Source organism: Enterococcus sp. DIV0086, from assembly GCF_050498705.1.
GTDB classification, from domain to species: Bacteria; Bacillota; Bacilli; order Lactobacillales; family Enterococcaceae; genus Enterococcus; species Enterococcus faecalis.
On record NZ_JBNIDN010000001.1, the window covers coordinates 2,302,353 to 2,325,074 of the forward strand.

The following is a 22,722-nucleotide window of genomic DNA, read 5'->3' on the forward strand; positions in this document are numbered from 1 at the left end:
AAAACAATTTAGGGAGTGGAAAACATGGATTTATTAATTAAACAAGTTCGTCTTCAAGACGGTGAAGCATTACAAGATGTAGCTATTAAAGAAGGTAAAATCATTGAAATCGCCCCAGTTATTACTGGCGATGCCAAAGAAGTCATCGAAGCAGATGGTCGTGTTTTAATCCCAGGTTTTGTAGAAAGCCATTTACATTTGGACAAGGCATTAATCGCTGATCGTAAACCAAATAAATCAGGTACGTTGAAAGAAGCAATTGAAGTAACCGCAGAATTAAAACCAACATTTACCGAAGAAGACATTTACGACCGTGCCAAACGTGCTTTAGAAATGTTAATCGTTCATGGGACCACGGCGTTAAGAACGCATGCAGAATTTGACCCAGCGCAAGGTTTTACTGGCTTCAAAACAATTATGCGTTTGAAAGAAGAATACAAAGAGTTAATTGACATGCAAGTAGTTGCGTTTCCGCAAGAAGGAATTTTTAAAGCCCCTGGAACAGAACAAATGATGTATGAAGCAATGGATATGGGCGCAGACGTTGTCGGCGGTATTCCTTATAATGATGCACCAGCGAAAGAACATATTGATTTAGTGTTTGAAATTGCTAAAAAATATGATAAAGATGTAGATTTACACCAAGATTTTGCCGATGAAGCTGATGATATGAGTATTGAATATTTATGTGAAAAAACCATCGCTGAAGGCTACCAAGGCCGTGTTTCAGTGGGCCACTTAACGGCATTGCATGCCTTACCTGAAGCAGAATTGGCGCCTATTATTGCAAAAATGGCGGAAGCAAATATTAGCGTGATGGCTTTACCAGCAACGGATTTACATTTAGGGGCTCGTGGTGATCAGTACAATGTTCGACGTGCGGTTACGCCAATTCGTAAATTACGCGATGGTGGCGTGAATGTCTGTATTGCTACGAATAATATTCGCAATGCTTTTACACCATATGGCACAGGGGATATTGTTCAAACAGCGATGTTAGCCATTCCTGTTGGGCACCTAGGTGGAGCGGATGACTTAAAAACAGTGCTACCAATGGTAACAACAAGTCCTGCTCGTGCGATGGGACTAGAAGGATACGGTGTCGCAGTTGGGAATAAAGCAGATTTAGTCTTATTAGACACAAAAGTGGTTGAACATGCGATTATTGATATTCCAGAACGGTTATATGTTATTAAAAACGGCCGTGTTACAGTCAAGACAGACAAAAAAGTCGAAATCATTCGTTAAGAAAAAAAACAAAAAGCTAGGAAGGTGAAAATATGATTAATTTATCCTGTTTTAGCTATGATTCTCTATTGAAAAGTTTATTTTCAGTTTATTTTTGGTCGATTTTCCTTGATATATATAGAATCTTCAGGAAATGCTCCTATCTGTTTAAAATTCGGAATTTCAGAAATTATTCTTTTTTGCTAAACTAGTTATAACTGGTTAGTAAAAAGAAGTATTGGACGAATAGCGCTGAAACAAGTGAATGATCCAAAGTATAAAGAAAAATAAAACCGATACCACAAGACAAGACTGTTGCTGAAAATGGTAAGTGATCATTCTGCTAAGTTTAGTGTCTTAATGTTTAGTTAACTAAGAATTGTTGGATTGTTCTTTAGAAAGAAGGGACAATATGAAGCGAAGTAAATGGAAAGAATTGATAGTAACGGGCATCTGCCATATATTAGTATTCCCCATACTAATACAGACAACTGTTTTTGCAGAAACATTACCAAGTACAAAACAAGTAAGAGAAGGAACCAATCATTCATTAACAGCAGAAAAAGCCGAAAGTGAACAACCACAGACAAAGGATAAACTACATGATGAAGAACCACTAGCATTGCCAAAAAGTGAGTTAATCGATAATGAGGCTAATGTTACAAGTCAAACGATTAGAGAAAGAATTGAGACGCCTAACCTAACTTATCGTTATGGATTTATTAATGAAGAGGGGCAGCCAGTAAACGCCAATGAGATCCTTCTACAGTATCATAGTTGGCAAGGCAATTCCCCAAATGGCATAAATGTGTGGGAAGGTGAAAGTCAACCAGTGACAGCATCTACAGTGGCTAATTTAAAAGAAGTGGTAATTCCAAGTGAGAAAGTAGCCGTCTATTCCGACATGTCAACGGTGCTTGCAGCGAGTAATCAAACATTTTTTTTACCAAGATATTATACTTCTTTAAGCTTATACAATAAGAAAGGGGAAATTGATCCCAATTTTCCGCTGCCAACTATTTCCGACGCATCAGGAAACCAATATCCAACAACAATTTCGCAATTTGAATTGGAAAAAATGTCTGCACAACAATATAGTCAGAAAACAGGAGTAACGTTTAACATTAGCGAGAGTCAAAAACTAATCGTTCCTTTGTACAACCAAGTGAAGGTTGATTCATCGAATCAATCTGGGCTATTGAATTACTTTAAATTTTCAGGGCCGGTTTATTATCATGTTACCAATCGCATAGTGACAGAACATTTTGTGGATACTCAAGGGAAACCAATCTCTCCACCACCGGGGTTTAGACAAGGAAAGCAAACGCTTATTGAGCGTGACCCTTACGCCTTTAAACAGAAAGATCTTTTGCCAAGTAGCTATGAAATTGACTCAAAAACGTATCAATTTCAAGGATGGTATAAAGGGAAAACGAGACCTGAAAATTTAGAAAAAAGCGTAACGCCCAGTTATGATATTACCTATGATGACAATGATGATTTAACTGTTGTCTATAAGGAGATACCTCAAAAAAATTATACATTTGAGGATGTAAACGGTGTTGAAATTGCACCACCATCTGATTTTATTCAGGATCACCAACAACCAATGACTACGGATGGCTTTCGCTATTTAGCTGAAAAAAAACTGCCACAACAATACAGCGTTAACGGTAAAACTTATTTATATCAAGGTTGGTATCAAGATAAAACAAAACAAGAGAGCTTAGAAAAAACGAAGCGCCCCATAAACTCCCCTGTTTTTAATGAAATGAACGCTATTACAGCAGTGTATAAGGAAATAACTGCAAAAGCTGAAATGCAAATAGAAGGACTAGTCAAAGTCATGCCAAGTGGTTATATACAAATTTGGCAGATTATGCTTACAAATGTGGGAGAAGTACCGTTAAAAAAAATAAACTTAAAGCCAGCAAGTGGTTGGTCACCAGGTCTAGCTCGGCCAATCCAAGTCACGATTCGTGTTGGATCTGAACCAAACAAAATTGTTCCTATTACTGATGAAAATTGGCGAGTTGGCATTGCTTTAAATACGGAAGTGCCTATTGGTCAGACAGCAACTATTATGATGACAACAATTGCTACAGGTGAACCAGATCAAGTGTTACAAGCGGCTGTTGAAATGAATGGAAATTTTTCTGCTGTTCACGCAGCTGATACTGTCAGAATCCAACCTAAAAATCAAGAAATTGTGGCACCAGATGAGGAAGGTTTTATCAGCACACCAACTTTTGATTTTGGCAAAGTCGCCATTTCTAGCAACACGCAGCAACATGGTTTAAAGCAGGCAGCAGATTATTATGAAAATGGTCAGGAAAATCCATATTTACGTTTGAAAAAATCACAACCCAATTGGGCACTAACTGCAGAACTATCCCCCTTTGAAGGAAGAGTGGATCAACTATCATCAATGACAAAGTTATTGTTAGGAACAACCAATGTTTCAGGTTTTATTCAGTATAATCAACCAACGGAAACTAAAGTTGCTCTTGGCAAAACAACCGCTATTCAATTAGTTGCCAACGGTGTAGCTAGCCATATTGTTGCCAATGGTCAGTTTGACGAAAGTGATGTTTATCAATTTGATTTTTCTTTTGATCAAATCAAATTAGAAATTCCAGCAAATCAAGGTAGAAAAGATCAAACTTATCAAGCAATGGTGACTTGGAATTTAGTGACAGGCCCATAAGTCCATAAAAAATAAGTTGAATAGTTTGATCAAAAACATTGCATAGAAATAATAAAAGGCGGCTCAACGAAGCGGCCTTTTTCTTGATTCATTACCAAAATATAACAAATTTTGTAACAAAAACGTTTAATAAAAAGAAGGAAAAATGATTAATTTTACGAAAAAAAGCATATATCGACAAAAAAGAAGCAAAATTTGAATAAAAAAAGAAAAAATATGAAAAAAAATCGAAGAATTGTTTAACAATTGAAAACACGTGAAAACCAGTCATGGCAAGGTGTAAAAGCCTTACAAAAGGTAAGTTTACCTATTATGGAGAAAGAAGGAGTGATCTGAAATGTTTTTGTAACATTTCTATTGCTTAATTGAAATATGGGTGTGGTAGAATGTTTTTGTCGTAAGAAAAGATTAAGATATTTTAAATAAACTTTAGAAATTAATTCGGAGGAATGACAAGTGAAGAAACGTCTATTTGCATCAGTATTACTATGTTCATTAACGCTATCAGCAATTGCTACCCCAAGCATCGCTTTGGCGGACAATGTTGATAAAAAAATTGAAGAAAAAAATCAAGAAATTTCATCATTAAAAGCAAAACAAGGGGATTTAGCTTCACAAGTATCTTCTTTAGAAGCAGAAGTATCTTCAGTATTTGATGAAAGCATGGCTTTACGTGAACAAAAGCAAACACTAAAAGCAAAATCAGAACAATTACAACAAGAAATTACAAACTTGAATCAACGTATTGAAAAACGTAACGAAGCAATCAAAAATCAAGCACGTGATGTTCAAGTTAATGGACAAAGCACAACAATGCTAGATGCAGTTTTAGATGCGGACTCAGTTGCAGATGCAATCAGCCGTGTTCAAGCTGTTTCAACAATCGTAAGTGCCAACAACGACTTAATGCAACAACAAAAAGAAGATAAACAAGCCGTTGTTGATAAAAAAGCTGAAAACGAGAAAAAAATGAAACAACTTGAAGCAACAGAAGCTGAATTAGAAACAAAACGTCAAGATTTACTTTCTAAACAATCTGAATTAAACGTAATGAAAGCTTCATTAGCATTAGAACAATCATCAGCTGAAAGTTCTAAAGCTGGCTTAGAAAAACAAAAAGCAGCTGCTGAAGCAGAGCAAGCACGCTTAGCTGCTGAACAAAAAGCTGCAGCTGAAAAAGCTAAACAAGCTGCTGCAAAACCAGTTCAAGCTAAAGCTGAAGTAAAAGCAGAAGCACCAGTTGCCTCTTCTTCAACAACAGAAGCGCAAGCACCAGCAAGCTCAAGCTCAGCAACTGAATCAAGCACGCAACAAACAACTGAAACAACTACACCAAGTACAGATAATAGTGCAACAGAAAATACTGACTCTTCTTCATCAGAACAACCAGTACAACCTACAACACCAAGTGATAATGGAAATAATGGTGGCCAAACTGGTGGTGGAACAGTTACACCACCAACACCAGAACCAGAGCAACCAACACCAGCGCCTTCTGCTGATCCAACAATCAATGCATTGAACGTTCTACGTCAATCTTTAGGTTTACGTCCAGTAGTATGGGATGCAGGCTTAGCAGCTTCTGCAACTGCTCGTGCAGCACAAGTTGAAGCAGGTGGTATTCCAAATGATCACTGGTCTCGTGGAGATGAAGTTATCGCAATTATGTGGGCGCCAGGTAACTCAGTAATCATGGCGTGGTACAATGAAACAAACATGGTAACAGCTTCAGGTAGCGGTCACCGTGATTGGGAAATTAACCCAGGTATTACGCGTGTCGGTTTTGGTTACTCAGGTAGCACAATTGTAGGACACTCAGCCTAATCAGCAATGATAAAAATAGACGTAAGCAGCTTCTGAAAAGAAGCTGCTTTTTTCATTACTATTTCATCCATCTCCGTTGACAAATTTGCTAAACGTGGTATTCTAATTATAATCTAATAATTTCCGTTGAATAGGAAAGTAAATACAAGACAGCTGGTAGAGAGACTTTGGTTGGTGAAAAAAGTTAGATGTCCGTATCGAAAAATGGCCTAGGAGGAATTTTTGTCGAAACGTAGGCAAAAACGTAATGTCTTTCGTTAACAAGACCGCTGATTATGATTGTCAGTTGAAGGGAAAGAGTCATCTTTCCGAAAAAAGGTGGTACCGCGATAATAATCGCCCTTTTACTAGTTACGGCTAGTAAAAGGGCGTTTTTTTATAAATAAAAATAGGAAAGAGTGAGGCAAATGAGTAGTCAGATTCCTTTTACAGTTGATCATGTGGGAAGTTTTTTACGTCCGGAAACAATTAAGAAAGCACGGAAAAAGGTCCAAGCAGGTGCTTTATCTCAAGCAGAGCTACGTCTTATTGAAGATGAGGAAATCAAAGCATTAGTAGCAAAACAAAAAGCTGGCGGCTTACGGGGAATCACAGATGGTGAATTTCGTCGCGGTTTTTGGCATATTGATTTCTTAGAAGGATTAAATGGTGTGACAGGCTATATCCCAGAAACGGGGTATAACCAAACCTTTCATGGAAAAGCAGCTCCGGCCTATAATATCCGCGTAGTGGATAAAATATCTTTTCCTGCGCAACATCCATTTTTAGAGGACTTTTCATTTTTAAAAGAGGTGGTGGAAGTTGGTGATGGCACGGTAGCCAAAGCAACGATCCCTAGTCCGACCATGATTTTACGTCAAGAAATTTTATCTAACGATGGCACCTCGCGCATTCAAACAATTTATCCAGAGATTGGTGCTTTTTATAAGGATTTAGCACAAACATATAAAGACGCAATTGCGGCCTTTTACGAGAGAGGTTGCCGTTATTTGCAATTTGATGATACAAATTGGGCGTTTCTAGCGGATCAGACAAAACAAGAAGAATTACGAGCAAAAGGAATACAGCCAGAAGAAATTGCACAAGTGTGTACCACGATTATTAATGAAGCCTTAGCTGGCAAGCCAGAAGATTTAACTGTAACCACGCACATTTGCCGTGGGAACCATGCTTCGTCTTGGTTATTTTCAGGTGGTTATGAACCGATAGCAAAAGAATTATTTGCTACGAATTATGATGGTTTCTTCTTGGAATATGACTCAGATCGTGCAGGGGACTTTTCACCATTAAGACATTGGCAAAATAATGGCAGCAAAGTCGTTTTAGGTTTAGTTACTTCTAAGTTTCCTGAATTAGAAGAGACTGAACAAGTGAAAGCACGAATTGAAGAAGCCCAACAGTTTGTTCCTTTAGAAAACTTAAGTATTAGTCCGCAATGCGGTTTTGCTTCGACGGAAGAAGGAAATCGTTTGACGGAGAAAGAACAATGGCGCAAAGTTCAATTACTTCAAGAAATTGCTAGAGAAGTATGGTAAAAAAACTGGGACATAAGTCTAAACGGATTATGTCCCAGTTTTTTCATTGTATTATTTTAAATATTGATCTTTAGTAAAATTCGTGTGTTCATACTCGCCATTGTCACCATAAAAGCGGTTATAGCGTTGTTTGAATTTGCGGAATAAATAAATGACTGTCACTTTAACTAGGCAATACATTGGAATCCCGAAGATAACGCCCATTAAACCAAACAGTTCACCCATAACTAACAAGACAAGTAAAATAGTAATCGGATGGACTTTTAATTTATCGCCCATCACACGAGGAATAACAAAATCACCATGAATCAATTGGATGGCAAACCAGACGATAACGAATTTTACTACCATAAATGTGGAATCCTGAAAGGCAATAATCAATCCAGGAATAAAGGCAATAAATGGCCCGATATAAGGAATAATACATAAAATACCCGCAGCTAAAGCTAAAATGCTACCAAATTGTAAACCAATTAATAGAAAAGCTGGCCAATACATAATCCCTAAAACCAACGAAGCAATGACTTGACCTTTTAGATAATCGCCAATTTGAATGTTGGCAATTTGGCTATATTCGTCAAAATCAGGACGAAAAGCTGGGGGAATGATGCCTTTTACAAAGCGATAAAACTTTTCTTTGTCTTTTAAAAGGAAAAAGGCGATGATAGGTCCTGTAAACAAGGTTAGGAAAGTAGAAGAGACTGCAGAAAAGACGCTTCCCAGACCTTGTGCGCCTGTTTGTAGGTAATCCCCTGCAAAGTCTTTAAAGGAGTTTGCAAGTTTGCCCCAGAGCTGATTAATCGACTCATTAGCAGATTCTAAATCTTTTGCAAAAGGTGTTTTAGCCATAAATTCTTGTACTGCTTGGAGCGTGCTTTTCCAAAAACTTGGGAATTGTTTGATTAATTCTTCCGTTTGGTCTTGGATAATTGGGAAAAGTTGCAGTCCAGCTAACACTAGTAATGCAATAATTAAGACATAGAGAATCGCAATCGCCCAAACACGGGGAATTTTTTTCTCAAGGCGTTTCACCATTGGATTAAGCAAATAAAATAGAATAATACCAAAAAGTACCGGGCCTAAGACGGCACTAAAAATAACAAAAATTGGTTTAAAGATAAATGAAACAGTGTTGAATAAAAAGATAGTTACAGCAATTAGACAAAGGATAGTTAATGTGTAAAGTAAATTTTTCCCACCTAAAAAGCGGATCCACTTGGTACTTTCTTTATCCATAAGTTGCTCCTTTCGTTAAGCTTTATTTCTAAAATGACCAATAATTTCAATGACACCCATGAAAATCAGGATAAATCCAAAGACTTGCATCAAAACTAAGAGACTTTTGAAGGGGTTGAAAACTAAAACAGCTCCAGCGATTAAAACCAGAATACTGTAGATAAGCGCGCCTGTTTGACGAGTATTTAAAGCAAAAGTCAATTGAACGAGGCCGTTTATAACAATGCTAATCCCTAATAAAAATGGCAGAATCGAAACAATCACCGGTGCAAAAAATAAAAAGGCTACTGCTAAGACGACAAAGATTAAACCTGTTACGAAACCAAGCCCCCAGCTACCCGTTTGTTTTTTTATTTTGTAGTCATCATAAATATTAATTAACCCTAAAAGCATCAAATAACCAGCAATTAAATAACCGACGAACTGGAAGAAAGCACCGGGATTAAAGACAATGGCACTTCCGATAACGATAAAGACGGCGTCGCGCAATAGGGTATGGCGCCGAAAATTTTCTCTAAAAGTTTGGAACATAAAAATCCTCCTCAATGTTATTGTTTCTTTTATTCTAGCGGAAAAAAGAAAAAAGTGCGAGTGGTAGCTCTAAAAAGTGTTGGAAACTGTGTCTTTAGAAAAAATAACATTAAAAATTAAAAAAGTCTTACAAATGAGCGAAAATTGGCATATAATGGAAAGTGAAATTTTATTTTAAGAAGGAGAGATTTGATGGATTTATTACCTTTATTAGGCGTATTGATCGTCATTGTCGGCTTCGCATTGAAATTTGATGCTATCTTGATTGTGATGGTTGCTTTAATAGTGACGGCTTTTACTGGCGGGCTTGGTTTGACATCAATGCTAGAAACACTAGGAACAACCTTTGTGAATAATCGAGGCATGGCTATCTTTATTATTATTATGTTAGCAACAGGAACGTTAGAAAGAAATGGCTTGAAAGAGTCAGCGGCTACGTTGATTAAACGATTCAAAAAGGTATCTGCTGGTGTGATTATTGACATTTATGGTGTCTTTCGGATTATCTTCGCCGCTTTTAACGTAAGTTTCGGTGGGGTAGCAGGTTTTGTGCGTCCGATTATTTTGCCAATGGCGTTAGGAACAATTGAATCAAAAAATTTACCAATGGTGCCAGAGTATGAAGAAGAACTAAAAGGGATGGCTTCAGCCATGGAAAATATCTGTTGGTTCTTTGGTCAAGTTCTGTTTGTTGGTGGGGCTGGGGCATTACTTGTTCAATCAACATTAAAAGATTTAGGCTATGAAGTGACATTAGGTAAATTGGCTTTAGTGGAAGTACCAGTCGCCTTAGTTGCCTTAATTTCGGCAAGTATTTACTTTACTTTAAAAGAAAAAAGATTACGTAAAAAATATTATGGACAGGAGGGACTGAAATGAGTTTTTTCACAGATCCAAGTATTGATTTGAGTGCAAAGTTATTGGAAGTCCTTTATATTTTTATGGGGATTATCTTGTTATATACAAGTTTTCGTAGTTTTCGTGATAAAACCAATCAACATGCGTATGGGACTAGTTTATTCTGGGGAATCTTAGGGATTTTAATCGGTTTTGGTCGGTTTATCCCACCAGTTGCCTGTGGCGTACTTATTTTTGTGATGACAATTCCGGCAATTCTTCAAAAAGTGACAAAAGGAGAAAGTCGCTTACCTTCGAAAGAATACATGGAAAAAATGTCTCAAAAATTAGGAATGAAGATTTTTATTCCCGCACTAAGTATCGGGGTTTTTGCAATTCTTTTTGCCACATTGACTACTTTAGGAGCTTTAGTCGGTGTCGGTGTTGGTGTCTTTGTAGCGATTTTCATCATGATGTTCTTTTCTAAAAATAATACGCCGAAAGTATTTTTTGATGATGCGGCGGAAATGTTAGAAACAGTCGGTCCTCTTAGTACGTTGCCAATGCTATTAGCTTGTTTAGGTGCTGTTTTTACTAGCGCTGGTGTTGGTGAGATTATTTCAAAAGGGGTTAGTGCCGTAGTACCAGCAGGAAATGTCAATGTAGGGATTATTATTTATGCTGTGGGAATGGTTATTTTTACGGCTATCATGGGCAATGCCTTTGCAGCAATAACCGTGATGACAGTTGGAATTGGTGTGCCGTTTGTCTTTTCTTTAGGTGCAGATCCCGCATTAGTTGGGATGGTTGCCTTAACATGTGGTTTTTGTGGTACACTGTTAACACCGATGGCTGCGAACTTTAATATCGTACCTGTAGCCATGTTGGAAATGAAAGATAAGTACGGCGTCATTAAAAATCAATTGCCGATTGCACTTTTCATGTTAATTTTCCAAATTGTTTATATGATTCTATTCAAATAAGAAAGGATGATCGAAATGAAAGTTGTCGTTACTGGCTTTGATCCATTTGGAGGAGAAGCAATCAATCCTGCCTTTGAAGCAGTCAAAAAATTACCTGCTGAAATTGCAGGAGCTGAAATTATTAAAGTTGAGGTGCCAACTGTTTTTGGCACTAGTGGTGAAAAAGTGGCTGAAGCAATTGAAACCCATCAACCAGATATGGTGATTTGTGTTGGACAAGCAGGCGGCCGCCAAACAGTCACTGTTGAAAAAGTGGCGATTAATTTAGCGGAAGCGCGTATCCCGGATAATACAGGACAACAACCAAGCGATGTGCCGCTGGTTGAAGATGGAGCAACAGCCTATTTTACAAATTTACCGATTAAAGCGATGGTAAAAAATTGTCATGACCATCAATTACCTGCAGCGATTTCTTATACAGCAGGAACCTTTGTATGTAATGATATTATGTATCACTTACTACACTTAATTAACACTAAATATCCAACTATTCGTGGCGGATTTATTCATGTTCCGTTCCTACCAGAACAAACAATTGATAAACCAACGTTTGCTTCTATGTCATTAGAAGCAATCACAGATTCTTTGTTCTATATGATTGAAGCAGCAGTAAAAACGCAAGAAGATATTCAACTACAAGGTGGCACAACCCATTAATTAACAGGCGCTTTCGTGAGAACGGAGGCGCTTTTCTATTTTTACAAAAAGAAAAAGTAATTTTTGTTGGCGTGTGAAAAAATTTTTTATACTATTTTCGTTGACAAGTCGGTTTCTTCTTGGTATATTGAGATTCATAAATTATTAGCCCAGTAGGAAATAGATGTTTTGTTCAGAAAGTCGATGGTTGCTGCGAATCGATCAAGTCTATTTGTGAATTACACTAATAAGTAGTAACAATTACATAATACATAAGCGAGAAGCAAGTAAGCTTCTAATTAAGGTGGTACCGCGGAGAGATTCGTCCTTATTCTTTAAGGATGAATCTCTCTTTTTATGTAGCTTTAGGAGGCGTTTTCAATGAGTTGTGGAGGGGTTATTCGTTATCATAAGATCCTTTAATGTCAGAGTATTCAGAAAAAAGATTAGAGGAGAGTAACGAAATGAAAGAAAAACAGAAAAAGAAGACCGTGAGTGTTCGAGAAGCAAGTATCGTATTATTAATTATTGTGGCAGCTATTGCAACAGGAGTAATTGGCTTAAAGATATCGCCAAATATTACTATTTTGTTTGTGATTGCATTGATTTTAGGCTACGCAATGTTTCGTAAAGTACCATTTGATCAAATGCATAAAGGGATTGTTGATGGCTTGAAGCCAGGAATTATTCCAATTTTTATTTTCATTTTAGTGGGGGCATTGATTGCCGTTTGGATTCAAGCAGGAATTATTCCAACGATTATGGTTTTTGGTTTTAAAATGATTAGTGTTAAATGGTTTGTGCCGTCAGTTTTTATTGTCTGTGCGATTGTCGGCAGTGCAGTAGGTAGTGCTTTTACAGTGATGTCAACAATTGGAATTGCCTTTTTCGGTATTGGCAGTACCTTAGGGTTAAATCCTGCTTTAGTTGTGGGGGCGATTGTTTCTGGTTCAGTTTTTGGTGATAAAATGTCACCTTTATCAGAATCAACAAACTTAGCCGCAGCGATTGTTGAAGCGGATTTGTTTAAACATATAAAAAACTTGATGTGGTCGACTGTACCAGCATTTATCGTCTCTTTAATCTTGTTTATGATTTTAGGACAAACGTACGCGAATACTAGTCTGACAGAAGTAGTTCAAGTTATTCAAGTATTGGAAGACCACTTTACCATTTCAATTTGGTCATTGTTACCATTAGCCTTAATGTTAATCTGTGCCTGGCGCAAAATTCCAGCGATTATCACGATTTTGTTGAACATTATTGTGGCAGTAATTATGATTATTATTCAAAATCCGAAAGTATCGTTGCAGGCATTAGGAAACACGTTGGAAAATGGGTTTGTTTCTCAAACGGGGAACGCACAAATTGATCAATTATTAAGTCGTGGCGGGATTATGAGTATGATGCCGACTGTGGCACTTATTATTCTAACGTTGTCTCTAGGTGGCTTATTAATGGAATTAGGATTGATTTCTGCGGTCATGGAAGTTGTTTCGCAGAAAATGAGTAGTACACCGAAATTGATTTTATCAACGTTATTAACAGGAATTGGCGTAAATATTTTTATTGGTGAACAATTCCTATCGGTTATTTTACCAGGGAATGCCTTTAAAGAAGTTTACAAAAAAGAAGGTTTGGATCCGACTGTTTTAGGCAGAACCTTGGAGGATGGCGGGACGGTTATTAACTACCTCATTCCTTGGGGGATTGCAGGTAGCTTCGTAGCGGGGACCTTTGGCGTACCAACGTTGACTTACTTACCATTTGTTTTCTTTAGCTTATTATCGCCTGTCTTCTCAATGGTCAGTGCGTTTACTGGTTTAGGGATTAAGCGGTTATCAGCAGAACCTGTTACCGAAAAATAGGTTGATTAAAATAGAACAGTTGATGGGGAATACTGTAGTTTCTCCCTGTCAATTGTTCTATTTTTCTTGTAAAAAAGGTTGCATTTTTAGAAAGAAACAGTTATAGTTGACTAGTCAATTGTTGACGAGTCATCTTTTTAAGGAGGAAACTATGTCGTTATCATTACGGGAAGTCAGCCAATTATTATGTCAGTTAAAGGTATTAGATCAAAAAATTACCAAAGTTTTTGAAGAGCAAGTTGGCTTGAGTTTGACTCGTTATGAGTTGCTGATGATTTTAAAAGAACGTCAGCCGTGTCTTCAAACGGAGATTCAAGAACACTTAAAAATCGATAGTGGTGCGGTCACTCGCCATTTGAAAATTTTAGAAGAGAAACAGTATGTGACACGACAGCGAAATCCAGAAAATAATCGGGAAGTGCTAGTGCATTTAACAGAAAAAGCACAACAAGAACTACAGCAATGTACAGCCAAGCAACAAACGGTAACAGAAATTATTCCCAGTACATTTACAAAGGACGACTGTCGCCAGTTAAAAGAACTTTTGACAAAACTAGATCAAAGCATTACAACGAAAGAGGTATGATAGAATGACAACATATACAACGAATGATTTTTCAGAGATTGTTTTTGGCCGCAAATCGGTTCGGGTGTACGATGAAACCCATAAAATTTCTCATGAAGAAATGTTAACAATGATTCAAGAAGCGACCACTGCCCCTTCTTCTGTTAACATGCAGCCATGGCGTTTTGTCGTAGTGGAAAGTGAAGCAGGCAAAGAAAAATTAAAACCCTTAATTCGCTTTAATACGCGTCAAAATGAAACATCTTCTGCAATGCTCTTAATTTTTGGTGATCTAAACTGCCATGAACGAGGAGAGGAAATTTACAATCAAGCTTATGCTAGTGGTAAAATGCCTAAGGAAGTGCGGGACCAACAATTAGCAGCCATTATTCCCCATTATGAAAGTTTAAGCAGAGAACAAATGAATGACATCGTAAAAATTGATGCGAGTTTAGCAGCTATGCAATTTATGTTAGTGGCACGAGCTCACGGATATGAAACAAATCCAATCGGTGGTTTTGAAGCGGAAAAATTAGCCGAAACATTTGGTTTAGATCAAGAGCGCTATGTCCCAGTAATGATTTTATCTGTGGGTAAGGGCATGGAAACTGGCTATGAATCTGTTCGTTTAGCACCAGAAAAAATCACGACATTTGAATAGGCAATAAAAAATGACGGCGTACGCTTGCATTAACCAACTTTCTTAAAGAAAGTTGGTTAATGCAACAGCGATGCCGTCATTGTCGTTGGATAAAGTGACTTCCGTTGCGATGCTTTTAAGCTCGTCAACGGCGTTTTCCATAGCAATCCCCGTGCCGGCCCATTCCAACATATTATAGTCGTTGTGACCATCACCAAAAGCAATTACTTCTTCAGCAGCTATACCTAACTGTAGGGTTAGTTTTTCTAAAGAACGCGCTTTATCAATATTTTTTGCGGTAAATTCAAAATAGAAAGGAGCGGAAAAAGCAGCGGTGACGGTTTCTTTGAAAGGCGCGTAGATGGCCTCATGATATTTTTGTAAATAGGCGGGTTCACCAGCAATTAAAATTTTGTTCAAGGGAAAGTTTAGTCTGGCGGCTAAATCACGCCACTCACATAATTGAAAGTTGCCACCCCGTGATTCATATTCAATAATATTAAAATCACCAGTCTCTAAATGTAAGGTGTTATGAAAAACATCATTGACATACATAAATGTTTCATCATTAATCATTGGAATTACGTCAAATTGTTTCAAATGCTCTAAAATTTGTTGACTCAATGACTTTGAAATTGTCTGATTAAATAGTTGTTGCTGACTGCCGTGATGGGTGACACAAGCGCCGTTATAGGAAAGTAAGTGTCCATTATAATGAGCCATCTCCAATTCATCTGCTAAGGGCCGCATACCGTTAGTCGGGCGGCCAGAAGCCAAAATCAGTGATAGGCCTTGCTTTTGTGCAGCTACTAATGCTTGTCGCGTTTTTGGTGAAATCTTTTTTTCTGAAGTTAACAAGGTACCATCAATATCCATTACAATTGCTTTGATTGCCATAATTGGCCTCCAATCCGAAGAGTTTCTTTCTTTTAGTATAAAAGTTTTTTCTATTAATGTAAACGGATTCTCTTGTGAGGTGTATAAAAGAATTATTTTACAAAAATCTATACTATTTTTTTGTGAAATTTCATATAATAGAAGTATTCTAATTATCTACATAGAGAGCGAGGGACAAGGAATATGAAGGAAAAAGAAATGCATTCGCTCTTTTTTAAACATAAGTTTGTGAAAGTAACTCCCTATTTACGTCGTTTTGGTCATCGTTTGAGTGGGATGATTATGCCAAATTTGAGTATTTTTATTGCGTGGAGCTTATTGTCTTTGGTGGCTGGCTATACGACTGGGAATCTACGGCTAGCTCTTTCTGAAGTCGAAACGATAATGATTCGAGTTGTTTTACCGATTCTAATTGGTTTTACAGGCGGAAAAATGTTCGAGGAACAACGTGGCGGCGTTGTTGCTGCTATTGCGACAGTGGGCGTGATTGTTTCCACAGATGTTCCACAGTTGTTTGGTGCTATGTTTATTGGCCCTTTAGCAGGATATACTTTCGCCAAAATTGAACAAATTCTCTTACCGAAAGTTAAAGAAGGCTATGAGATGCTGACTAAAAACTTTTTAGCAGGAATTGTGGGAGGACTGCTTTGCTGTTTTGGTATTCTGGTTGTAGCTCCGGCTGTTGAAAGCGCTAGTTTTTGGCTGTATCAATTTTCTTCTTGGTTAATTGAAGCCAATCTTTTACCATTGGTTCACGTTTTCTTAGAACCTTTAAAAGTGTTATTTTTTAATAATGCGATTAACCATGGCTTATTAACGCCTCTAGGTTTAGAAGGCGCTAGTCAAACAGGTCAGTCCATTTTATTTCTATTGGAAACAAATCCTGGACCAGGCGTGGGCGTTTTGGTTGCTTTTCTGCTGTTTGGGCCTGTAGGACAACGAAAAACAGCAGGAGGTGCCACCATGATTCAACTGATTGGGGGCATTCATGAAATTTATTTTCCGTTTGTTTTAATGGATCCGCGCTTATTTTTAGCAGTAATTGCTGGAGGAATGAGTGGTACGCTTGTTTTTCAAATATTTAATGTGGGGCTAAGTGCTCCAGCTTCGCCAGGTTCATTGGTTGCGATTTTAGCCAATGCCCCGACTGATGCGAGGCTGGCGGTTTTTAGCGGAATTTTTGTTAGCTTTCTGTGCTCTTTTGCAATAGCAAGCTTGTTATTAAAACGTCAACGAGGAATTGAACCAGTTTCAATGATAAAGATGAAGGAGAAGGAGGAAGGCCAAGTGGAAACAGTCACACCTAACTATCAGCAAATTTTATTTGTTTGTGATGCAGGAATGGGCTCAAGTGCCATGGGGGCTAGTTTGCTAAGCCGACAATTAAAAGCTGTGGACTTGGAGATACCTGTGACTTACCAGTCCGTTCATCAGATGAAGTGGCAGCCTAAGACATTAGTGGTCATTCAAGCAGAATTGAAACAGTTAGCACAAAAGTGCGTCCCAGAAAAGGATATGGTGAGTGTTCAAAATTTTTTAGAAATTAAATCCTATTACCCGCAAGTTTTAGCCAAACTGACTGCTTCTTCTCAAGAGCAATCTTCACTTGGTTCAGAGTCTACTGGAACGAACCCGACCAAACAAATACAGAAGCTTGTTTTTTTATATGCCGAGAATGTTCGAGGATCGCAAACAATGGGAATTGAATTATTGCGGCAACAAGCGGCGAAACAAGGAGTCGCGATTGAAGTATCTAAAGAACCACTGGAAACAGTCTTTTTTACCAAGGAGACAACCTACGTAGTGACTCGTGAACTGGCGCAAGCCTATCATTTAGATCTAACGCAACAAAATTTATACGTAGTTACTAGTTTTTTGAATAAGAAAGAGTATCAAGAATGGCTGGAAGGAGGAGCTGATAGATGTTTTTAACGACAAGAGAAACTGTTCTATTAACGGAATTAGTGAATAGTCCTACCCCCGTTTCAGTAAACCGCATGATGAATTTGTTAAAGGTTAGCCGCCGGACGGTATATCGTGAATTAGAAAATTTAGAAACCTCGCTAGCATCGATGGGCGCGACGTTGGAAAAAGTAGCTCGTGGGCGCTTTTCGATTCAAGCAGATGAAGCAGCGATGACGGAAATTCAGGCTGCTATTTTAGGAGAAGAGACACAGGAACTTTCTACTTTGGCGCGGCAACATGCGATTTTATTGACATTACTTCAAACAAAAGAGCCAGTCTCTATGCATTATTTTCTGGAAACGTATTGTATTAGTAATACGACTTTTTATGCCGATATTAAACAATTAGAAACACGGATTGCTCGGATTCCGTTGACGATTTCTCGGAATCAAGGTTATGAAGTGACTGGTTCTGAAAAATATCGCCGTCTTCTAATGGCGAATATTCTAAGTATGGAAATTAATGAGTACCAATTTTTTCATTTTACCGAATTAACGACAAACGACCATTTTTTCTTTCAGTTTATTCATGCAGAACATTTAGCATTTGCACAAAAAATTGTTCAGCCAGAAGTAGAAACTTTATTTCCAGCATTAAGTGATCGTAAATTACAACATTTGATTTTAATGTTAACAATTGCGATGGATCGGGTCACTGCAGGTTTTTATTTAGCTGATGAGACCTATACTGGGCAGATGAATAAGGCCTTTCTAAATTGTTCTAAACGACTTTTTTCAAAAGTCGCTGCTGAAACGAAACAACTATACGCTGTCAGTGAGATTGTTTTTTTTGCTAGCTTATTAAGTGATTTTTCTAATTCTTTTGATGAAGATTTTTTTGATGAACATTTTGACACTCAGCTGGCTTATGAAGTGAAACAACTGATTGAAGCAGTAAGTCAAGAAACGGAAGTTAATTTTTTCGAAGATACCAATTTGTATAAAATGTTGTTGACGCATTTATCAGGTGTTTTTTCTCGGGCGGTTTTACAAGAAGAAGATTTAACGAATCCCATTTTAGAACGGATTATGAATCAATATCAAGAAATAGCTGCGGCTTTACGCCAAGCGTTGCCGCAAATTTTTCCGCAAAAGAATTTATCGGAAGAGGAAATTGCCTACATGGTACTTCATTTTGCCAATTCTTTAGAGCGGAGTCCCAAAATTATGGAAGTTGATATTGCTGGTTTTTCTCCTAGCGGTTTGGCTTCGACAAGTATGCTGGAAATGCGATTACGGCGCTACTTTCCTTTTATCAACCAGATTCATTTTTTTCGGATTGCGGATTTAGGTAAGGTGAATGTTGAGGAAAACTATGACTTAGTGATTTCCACTTCGTTATTACCAGGATACAACGGTAAATATAAATTGATCTCACCGTTACTTTTAGACGATGAAATCCGCCAATTGAAAGAAGAGTTTAAGCGGATTAGTCACGAAAAACGCTCGCTTAGGAAAGCGCCTGTGAAAAAAATAGGTGGCGAAGAAAGCTACGAAACAGTGGTCGCTTTCATGGAAGAAATTAGTAAACTATTAGAAACATTTTTCATAGCAGATTTAAATAATCAAGCGGATTTAGCAGAAACCGTTCAACAAGCTCTCGCGCAACTTTCCGCAGATTTAATCACCGATAGTGCAATCGTCTGTCAGCAATTGATGAAACGTTACGAGCAAGCGCCTATTGGGATTCCTCAGACGGAAATGGCCTTATTCCATACCTCAAGTACAGCAGTGACACAGCCTGTTTTTTGTATTTTTAATCTGGCCCAGCCACTTATGATTGAAGGTATGGATAAAAAGCCGATGCAGTTACAACGTATGTTACTCATGCTAGCGCCAATGCCGATTGATGAAACAATCGGGAAAATTTTAGGAAAAATCAGTGGTGCGATTATTATGAATGATTTAAATACAGAAATTTTTCATTCAGGAAATGAAGCCATTGTTTATCAGTTGCTTTCGTCATTATTAATTGAAGAAATGAAAGGCTAGGTGTTGAGAGATGTTTGAAATTACAGCGGAGCAAATAATGTTGAATCAATCGTATGCTAGTTGGGAGGAAGCACTTGCAGCTTCTGGTGAATTACTGCTAAAAAATCAGTTGGTCACGCCTGACTATGTCAAAGCAATGTATCAACGTCAACAAAAAGTCAGTGTGTATATCGGTAACTTCGTGGCATTACCTCATGCGGAAGGACAAGATGAACAAGTTTTAAAAGAAGGGATTTGCTTTATTCAAGTGCCTGATGGGGTCAACTTTGGTACGGAAGCAGATCGAAAAATAGCTACTTTGTTATTTGTCGTTGCTCTAAAAAGTCAACGGCAACTAAGCATGCTTCAAGAATTAGCTTTTTTCTGTTCAGATCTCGAAAACATTCAGCGGCTCAGTGATTGTCGAACAATAGATGAAGCGCAAAAAATTCTGGCTCAAGCCTAAAGTTACGTCTGAAAAAAATTGGTAATAAAAAATCAATTCATTCTGAAATGTTCAATAATTATTGAAATAATTTTATAATAAAAATTAAAATATTTTTATTTAAGAGATTAAACAAAAAAGATAAGAAGATTCCTTGACAAAAAATAGGCCCTATGATAAATTTAAGGTAACTTGTGACAAAGTCGTGCATGGATGCACTAAAAAGACACCCTATCAGTAGTAGGGTGTCTTTTTTTGCTGTTTAGACAGCAGCGGCTGGAAGCAACTTGTTTATTCCTCGTTCTGTTTTTCCAACCAAATGGTTACAAGTTTCAGGACAATCCCGACAAAAATCGGCACAAGAATTTTTGTGACAATGTCGTACATGTGATGCACCTTCTTTCGAGGCAAGTCGCCAATTTGAGTATAGCATAAAAAGTTGTTCATTTATTATTGAAATTATTATAAATGAAATAAGCACGTGTTTTATGGTTTTCGTACTAGAGAACACGTGCTTTTTTCTTTCAACTTTTGGCACAATGGTTTGTGCCAAAGTACGACTTTTTCCAGATTCGGAAAGCGGATACAATTTAGTCAACAAGAAAAGTTACTTGAGAGAAGGGGAATAAAAATGGAACAAGTACCAGAAAAAAATAAAGTATCAATTAAAGCAAAAGTCCAAAGACTTGGCAGTACCTTATCTAGCATGGTGATGCCCAATATCGGGGCGTTGATTGCGTGGGGCGTTTTGACAGCGCTATTTATCCCAGATGGATATCTGCCAAATAAAGCCTTTGCCACGATGGTTGGCCCAATGTTGACCTATTTAATTCCATTATTAATTGGCTACACTGGTGGGAAAGTAATTGCAGGTGATCGCGGTGCCGTAGTTGGCGCAATTGCGACAATGGGCGTGATTGTGGGAACCGATATTCCGATGATGCTAGGTGCCATGATTATGGGTCCACTTGGTGGCTTTACAATTAAGAAATTTGATCAGTATTTCCAACATCGGATTAAAGCTGGTTTTGAAATGTTAGTAAACAATTTTTCAGCTGGATTGATTGGTTTTGCGTTAGCTTTACTTGGTTTTTCAGCGATTGGCCCAATTGTCGATGCGCTGACTGCTGCAATGGCACGTGGTGTGGAAATCATTTTAAATGCTCATTTGATTCCATTAACGAGTATTTTTATTGAACCGGCAAAAGTGCTCTTTTTAAACAATGCGATTAATCATGGCATTTTAACACCCTTAGGGACAGAACAAGTCTTATCGGCTGGCAAATCAATTCTTTTCCTATTAGAAGCAAACCCTGGTCCTGGGTTAGGTGTCTTATTAGCATTTATGTTTTTTGGAAAAGGTGCGGCAAAATCTTCTGCACCGGGAGCAATAATTATTCATTTCCTTGGTGGTATCCACGAAATTTACTTCCCATATGTAATGATGAAACCGTTATTATTCTTATCGGTTATTGCAGGTGGCGCGACAGGTAGTTTGGTTTTCCAAACGTTAGATGCTGGTTTACGTGCGCCCGCTTCCCCAGGCTCCATTATAGCTATTTTAGCGATGACACCAATGGGTTCTTACTTACCAGTTATTTTAGGTGTTTTGGCAGCAACTGCTGTTTCCTTTGCAGTATCCGCAGTCATTTTAAAAGCAGATGCGAAAGAAGAAAGTGATGAATTTGCCCAAAAAGTGAAAGAAACCCAAGCTGCTAAAGCAGCATCCAAAGGATTAACTGTCACAAATGGTAGTGCTTCATTGTCAGGAATTCAACAAATTATTTTTGCTTGTGATGCTGGGATGGGCTCTAGTGCAATGGGTGCGTCTATCTTACGGAAAAAGGTCCAAGAGGCTGGTTTAGTACAAACTGTGACGAATCGGGCCATTAATAATTTGACCGATGAGGGAAATACATTGATTGTCACACAAGCGGAATTGCAAGAACGGGCCAAACAGAAAGCACCTAATGCAACCTTTGTAGCAGTTGAAAACTTCTTGAACTCACCACGTTATGATGAAATTGTGGCTGAACTATCAGGTACCAAAGAAAAAAACGACGCACAACCAACAGTCTCCAAAGCAACACCTGCTTCTGAAATTGAGGGAGATTTAGCAAATGTCAATGAGATTCTTTTGGTTCACGATGATCGTGTCGGGTCAGCAACGATGGGAATGAAAGTCTTAGAAGAAATTTTAGATAAAGAGAAAATTTCAATGCCGATTCGAAAAATTAATATTAATGAATTAACTCAACAAACACAGGCTTTAATTGTCACAAAAGCTGAACTAACGGAACAAGCCCGTAAAAAAGCCCCGAAAGCGACACACTTATCAGTAAAAAGTATGGTTAATCCCAAAAAATATGAAACAGTGGTTTCGCTCTTAAAAGAAAGTGCCTAGAGAGGAAGAAAACAATGGAAAATCTTACGAATATTTCAATTGAATTAAATCAACAGTTTAATACAAAAGAAGAAGCTATTCGCTTTTGCGGCGAAAAACTAGTCGAGGCAGGCTGTGTTGAGCCCGCTTATATCGAAGCAATGATTGAAAGAGACCAATTGCTATCTGTTTATATGGGGAATTTTATTGCTATTCCTCATGGAACAGAAGAAGCCAAAAAATTAGTGAAAAAATCAGGAATCTGTGTAGTGCAAGTCCCAGAGGGCGTTAATTTTGGCACCGAAGAAGATGAAAAAATTGCTACCGTATTATTTGGGATTGCCGGAGTCGGTGAAGAACATTTGCAATTAGTCCAACAAATTGCACTTTATTGTAGTGATATGGATAACGTGGTGCAACTTGCCGATGCATTAAGTAAAGAAGAAATAACAGAAAATTTAGCCATTGCTTAA

At 37.8% G+C, this 22,722-nt stretch carries 20 protein-coding genes and 2 other annotated features; of the genes, 15 read left to right on the top strand and 5 right to left on the bottom strand.

Annotated elements, in window-relative coordinates; all coding sequences use genetic code 11:
- Positions 1 to 24: 24 nt before the first annotated feature.
- Together IGI63_RS11215 and IGI63_RS11220 are read left to right on the top strand one after the other, a co-directional pair.
- Positions 25 to 1,248 (top strand): amidohydrolase family protein, encoded by a 1,224-nt coding sequence (locus IGI63_RS11215; protein ID WP_002389547.1) that lies wholly within the window; start codon positions 25 to 27, stop codon positions 1,246 to 1,248.
- 391 nt (positions 1,249 to 1,639) lie between these two features.
- On the top strand, positions 1,640 to 3,934 hold the full coding sequence (locus IGI63_RS11220; protein WP_429975807.1) for a WxL domain-containing protein: 2,295 nt from the start codon (positions 1,640 to 1,642) through the stop codon (positions 3,932 to 3,934).
- A gap of 91 nt (positions 3,935 to 4,025) precedes the next feature.
- On the opposite strand, the gene IGI63_RS11225 is transcribed toward IGI63_RS11220, so the two are convergent.
- Entirely contained in the window at positions 4,026 to 4,205 is a 180-nt protein-coding gene (locus IGI63_RS11225) for a hypothetical protein (RefSeq protein ID WP_002386074.1), read from the bottom strand.
- A 185-nt stretch (positions 4,206 to 4,390) separates the two neighbouring features.
- On the opposite strand from IGI63_RS11225, the gene IGI63_RS11230 reads away from it, so the two are divergent.
- On the top strand, positions 4,391 to 5,758 hold the full coding sequence (locus IGI63_RS11230) for a PcsB-like coiled-coil domain-containing protein (RefSeq protein WP_429975808.1): 1,368 nt from the start codon (positions 4,391 to 4,393) through the stop codon (positions 5,756 to 5,758).
- Positions 5,759 to 5,875: 117 nt separating this feature from the next.
- Positions 5,876 to 6,105, top strand: a binding site (T-box leader).
- A gap of 60 nt (positions 6,106 to 6,165) precedes the next feature.
- On the top strand, positions 6,166 to 7,293 hold the full coding sequence (locus tag IGI63_RS11235; RefSeq protein ID WP_002366087.1) for a 5-methyltetrahydropteroyltriglutamate--homocysteine S-methyltransferase: 1,128 nt from the start codon (positions 6,166 to 6,168) through the stop codon (positions 7,291 to 7,293).
- 51 nt (positions 7,294 to 7,344) lie between these two features.
- Here the strand turns inward: IGI63_RS11235 and IGI63_RS11240 are convergent, their stop codons facing one another.
- Together IGI63_RS11240 and IGI63_RS11245 are read right to left on the bottom strand one after the other, a co-directional pair.
- Entirely contained in the window at positions 7,345 to 8,529 is a 1,185-nt protein-coding gene (locus IGI63_RS11240) for an AI-2E family transporter (protein WP_002383671.1), read from the bottom strand.
- A gap of 15 nt (positions 8,530 to 8,544) precedes the next feature.
- Positions 8,545 to 9,060, bottom strand: coding sequence for an HdeD family acid-resistance protein (locus IGI63_RS11245; RefSeq protein WP_002381189.1), 516 nt, complete (start codon positions 9,058 to 9,060; stop codon positions 8,545 to 8,547).
- Positions 9,061 to 9,252: 192 nt separating this feature from the next.
- On the opposite strand from IGI63_RS11245, the gene IGI63_RS11250 reads away from it, so the two are divergent.
- The 6 genes from IGI63_RS11250 (at position 9,253) to IGI63_RS11275 (ending at position 14,610) form a co-directional block, all read left to right on the top strand.
- On the top strand, positions 9,253 to 9,939 hold the full coding sequence (locus tag IGI63_RS11250) for a DUF969 domain-containing protein (protein ID WP_002355265.1): 687 nt from the start codon (positions 9,253 to 9,255) through the stop codon (positions 9,937 to 9,939).
- Positions 9,936 to 10,880 carry a DUF979 domain-containing protein gene (locus IGI63_RS11255; RefSeq protein ID WP_002355267.1) on the top strand — a complete coding sequence of 315 codons (945 nt, stop codon included), beginning with the start codon at positions 9,936 to 9,938 and terminating at the stop codon, positions 10,878 to 10,880. The genes IGI63_RS11250 and IGI63_RS11255 overlap by 4 nt, the downstream gene beginning before the upstream one ends.
- Positions 10,881 to 10,895: 15 nt before the next feature.
- Entirely contained in the window at positions 10,896 to 11,537 is a 642-nt protein-coding gene (pcp, locus tag IGI63_RS11260; protein ID WP_429975809.1) for a pyroglutamyl-peptidase I, read from the top strand.
- A 136-nt stretch (positions 11,538 to 11,673) separates the two neighbouring features.
- Positions 11,674 to 11,849: a binding site (T-box leader), on the top strand.
- An 89-nt stretch (positions 11,850 to 11,938) separates the two neighbouring features.
- Entirely contained in the window at positions 11,939 to 13,384 is a 1,446-nt protein-coding gene (gene nhaC / locus IGI63_RS11265; protein WP_002383673.1) for a Na+/H+ antiporter NhaC, read from the top strand.
- A gap of 151 nt (positions 13,385 to 13,535) precedes the next feature.
- Entirely contained in the window at positions 13,536 to 13,970 is a 435-nt protein-coding gene (locus IGI63_RS11270; protein WP_002362972.1) for a MarR family winged helix-turn-helix transcriptional regulator, read from the top strand.
- A gap of 4 nt (positions 13,971 to 13,974) precedes the next feature.
- A complete protein-coding gene (locus tag IGI63_RS11275; RefSeq protein ID WP_002358386.1) occupies positions 13,975 to 14,610 on the top strand; it encodes a nitroreductase family protein in 636 nt (211 codons plus the stop codon).
- Between the two features lie 42 nt (positions 14,611 to 14,652).
- Here IGI63_RS11275 and IGI63_RS11280 read toward each other — a convergent pair whose 3' ends face one another.
- The gene (locus IGI63_RS11280) at positions 14,653 to 15,486 is read right to left on the bottom strand and encodes a Cof-type HAD-IIB family hydrolase (RefSeq protein ID WP_429975810.1); all 834 of its coding nucleotides are present in this window, start codon (positions 15,484 to 15,486) and stop codon (positions 14,653 to 14,655) included.
- Between the two features lie 183 nt (positions 15,487 to 15,669).
- Between IGI63_RS11280 and IGI63_RS11285 the strand changes: the two genes are divergently transcribed.
- The 3 genes from IGI63_RS11285 to IGI63_RS11295 are packed head-to-tail and all read left to right on the top strand — an operon-like array spanning position 15,670 to position 19,887.
- Positions 15,670 to 17,418, top strand: coding sequence for a PTS transporter subunit EIIC (locus tag IGI63_RS11285; protein WP_429975811.1), 1,749 nt, complete (start codon positions 15,670 to 15,672; stop codon positions 17,416 to 17,418).
- Positions 17,409 to 19,442 carry a BglG family transcription antiterminator gene (locus IGI63_RS11290; protein WP_002361171.1) on the top strand — a complete coding sequence of 678 codons (2,034 nt, stop codon included), beginning with the start codon at positions 17,409 to 17,411 and terminating at the stop codon, positions 19,440 to 19,442. Before IGI63_RS11285 ends, IGI63_RS11290 begins: the two co-directional genes overlap by 10 nt.
- A 10-nt stretch (positions 19,443 to 19,452) precedes the next feature.
- Positions 19,453 to 19,887 carry a PTS sugar transporter subunit IIA gene (locus tag IGI63_RS11295; protein WP_002358391.1) on the top strand — a complete coding sequence of 145 codons (435 nt, stop codon included), beginning with the start codon at positions 19,453 to 19,455 and terminating at the stop codon, positions 19,885 to 19,887.
- A 270-nt stretch (positions 19,888 to 20,157) separates the two neighbouring features.
- Here the strand turns inward: IGI63_RS11295 and IGI63_RS11300 are convergent, their stop codons facing one another.
- Entirely contained in the window at positions 20,158 to 20,253 is a 96-nt protein-coding gene (locus IGI63_RS11300) for a type I toxin-antitoxin system Fst family toxin (protein ID WP_122975133.1), read from the bottom strand.
- Between the two features lie 244 nt (positions 20,254 to 20,497).
- Between IGI63_RS11300 and IGI63_RS11305 the strand changes: the two genes are divergently transcribed.
- Together IGI63_RS11305 and IGI63_RS11310 are read left to right on the top strand one after the other, a co-directional pair.
- Positions 20,498 to 22,270, top strand: coding sequence for a PTS mannitol-specific transporter subunit IIBC (locus IGI63_RS11305; RefSeq protein WP_002381191.1), 1,773 nt, complete (start codon positions 20,498 to 20,500; stop codon positions 22,268 to 22,270).
- Positions 22,271 to 22,284: 14 nt separating this feature from the next.
- The gene (locus IGI63_RS11310) at positions 22,285 to 22,722 is read left to right on the top strand and encodes a PTS sugar transporter subunit IIA (protein WP_002355279.1); all 438 of its coding nucleotides are present in this window, start codon (positions 22,285 to 22,287) and stop codon (positions 22,720 to 22,722) included.

Coding starts and splice junctions, on each gene's coding strand:
- IGI63_RS11215 (WP_002389547.1), top strand. CDS start 25: ATGGATTTATTAATTAAACAAGTTCGTCTTCAAGACGGTGAAGCATTA.
- IGI63_RS11220 (WP_429975807.1), top strand. CDS start 1,640: ATGAAGCGAAGTAAATGGAAAGAATTGATAGTAACGGGCATCTGCCAT.
- IGI63_RS11225 (WP_002386074.1), bottom strand. CDS start 4,205: ATGACTGGTTTTCACGTGTTTTCAATTGTTAAACAATTCTTCGATTTT.
- IGI63_RS11235 (WP_002366087.1), top strand. CDS start 6,166: ATGAGTAGTCAGATTCCTTTTACAGTTGATCATGTGGGAAGTTTTTTA.
- IGI63_RS11240 (WP_002383671.1), bottom strand. CDS start 8,529: ATGGATAAAGAAAGTACCAAGTGGATCCGCTTTTTAGGTGGGAAAAAT.
- IGI63_RS11245 (WP_002381189.1), bottom strand. CDS start 9,060: ATGTTCCAAACTTTTAGAGAAAATTTTCGGCGCCATACCCTATTGCGC.
- IGI63_RS11250 (WP_002355265.1), top strand. CDS start 9,253: ATGGATTTATTACCTTTATTAGGCGTATTGATCGTCATTGTCGGCTTC.
- IGI63_RS11255 (WP_002355267.1), top strand. CDS start 9,936: ATGAGTTTTTTCACAGATCCAAGTATTGATTTGAGTGCAAAGTTATTG.
- pcp (WP_429975809.1), top strand. CDS start 10,896: ATGAAAGTTGTCGTTACTGGCTTTGATCCATTTGGAGGAGAAGCAATC.
- nhaC (WP_002383673.1), top strand. CDS start 11,939: ATGTCAGAGTATTCAGAAAAAAGATTAGAGGAGAGTAACGAAATGAAA.
- IGI63_RS11270 (WP_002362972.1), top strand. CDS start 13,536: ATGTCGTTATCATTACGGGAAGTCAGCCAATTATTATGTCAGTTAAAG.
- IGI63_RS11275 (WP_002358386.1), top strand. CDS start 13,975: ATGACAACATATACAACGAATGATTTTTCAGAGATTGTTTTTGGCCGC.
- IGI63_RS11280 (WP_429975810.1), bottom strand. CDS start 15,486: ATGGCAATCAAAGCAATTGTAATGGATATTGATGGTACCTTGTTAACT.
- IGI63_RS11285 (WP_429975811.1), top strand. CDS start 15,670: ATGAAGGAAAAAGAAATGCATTCGCTCTTTTTTAAACATAAGTTTGTG.
- IGI63_RS11290 (WP_002361171.1), top strand. CDS start 17,409: ATGTTTTTAACGACAAGAGAAACTGTTCTATTAACGGAATTAGTGAAT.
- IGI63_RS11295 (WP_002358391.1), top strand. CDS start 19,453: ATGTTTGAAATTACAGCGGAGCAAATAATGTTGAATCAATCGTATGCT.
- IGI63_RS11300 (WP_122975133.1), bottom strand. CDS start 20,253: ATGTACGACATTGTCACAAAAATTCTTGTGCCGATTTTTGTCGGGATT.
- IGI63_RS11305 (WP_002381191.1), top strand. CDS start 20,498: ATGGAACAAGTACCAGAAAAAAATAAAGTATCAATTAAAGCAAAAGTC.
- IGI63_RS11310 (WP_002355279.1), top strand. CDS start 22,285: ATGGAAAATCTTACGAATATTTCAATTGAATTAAATCAACAGTTTAAT.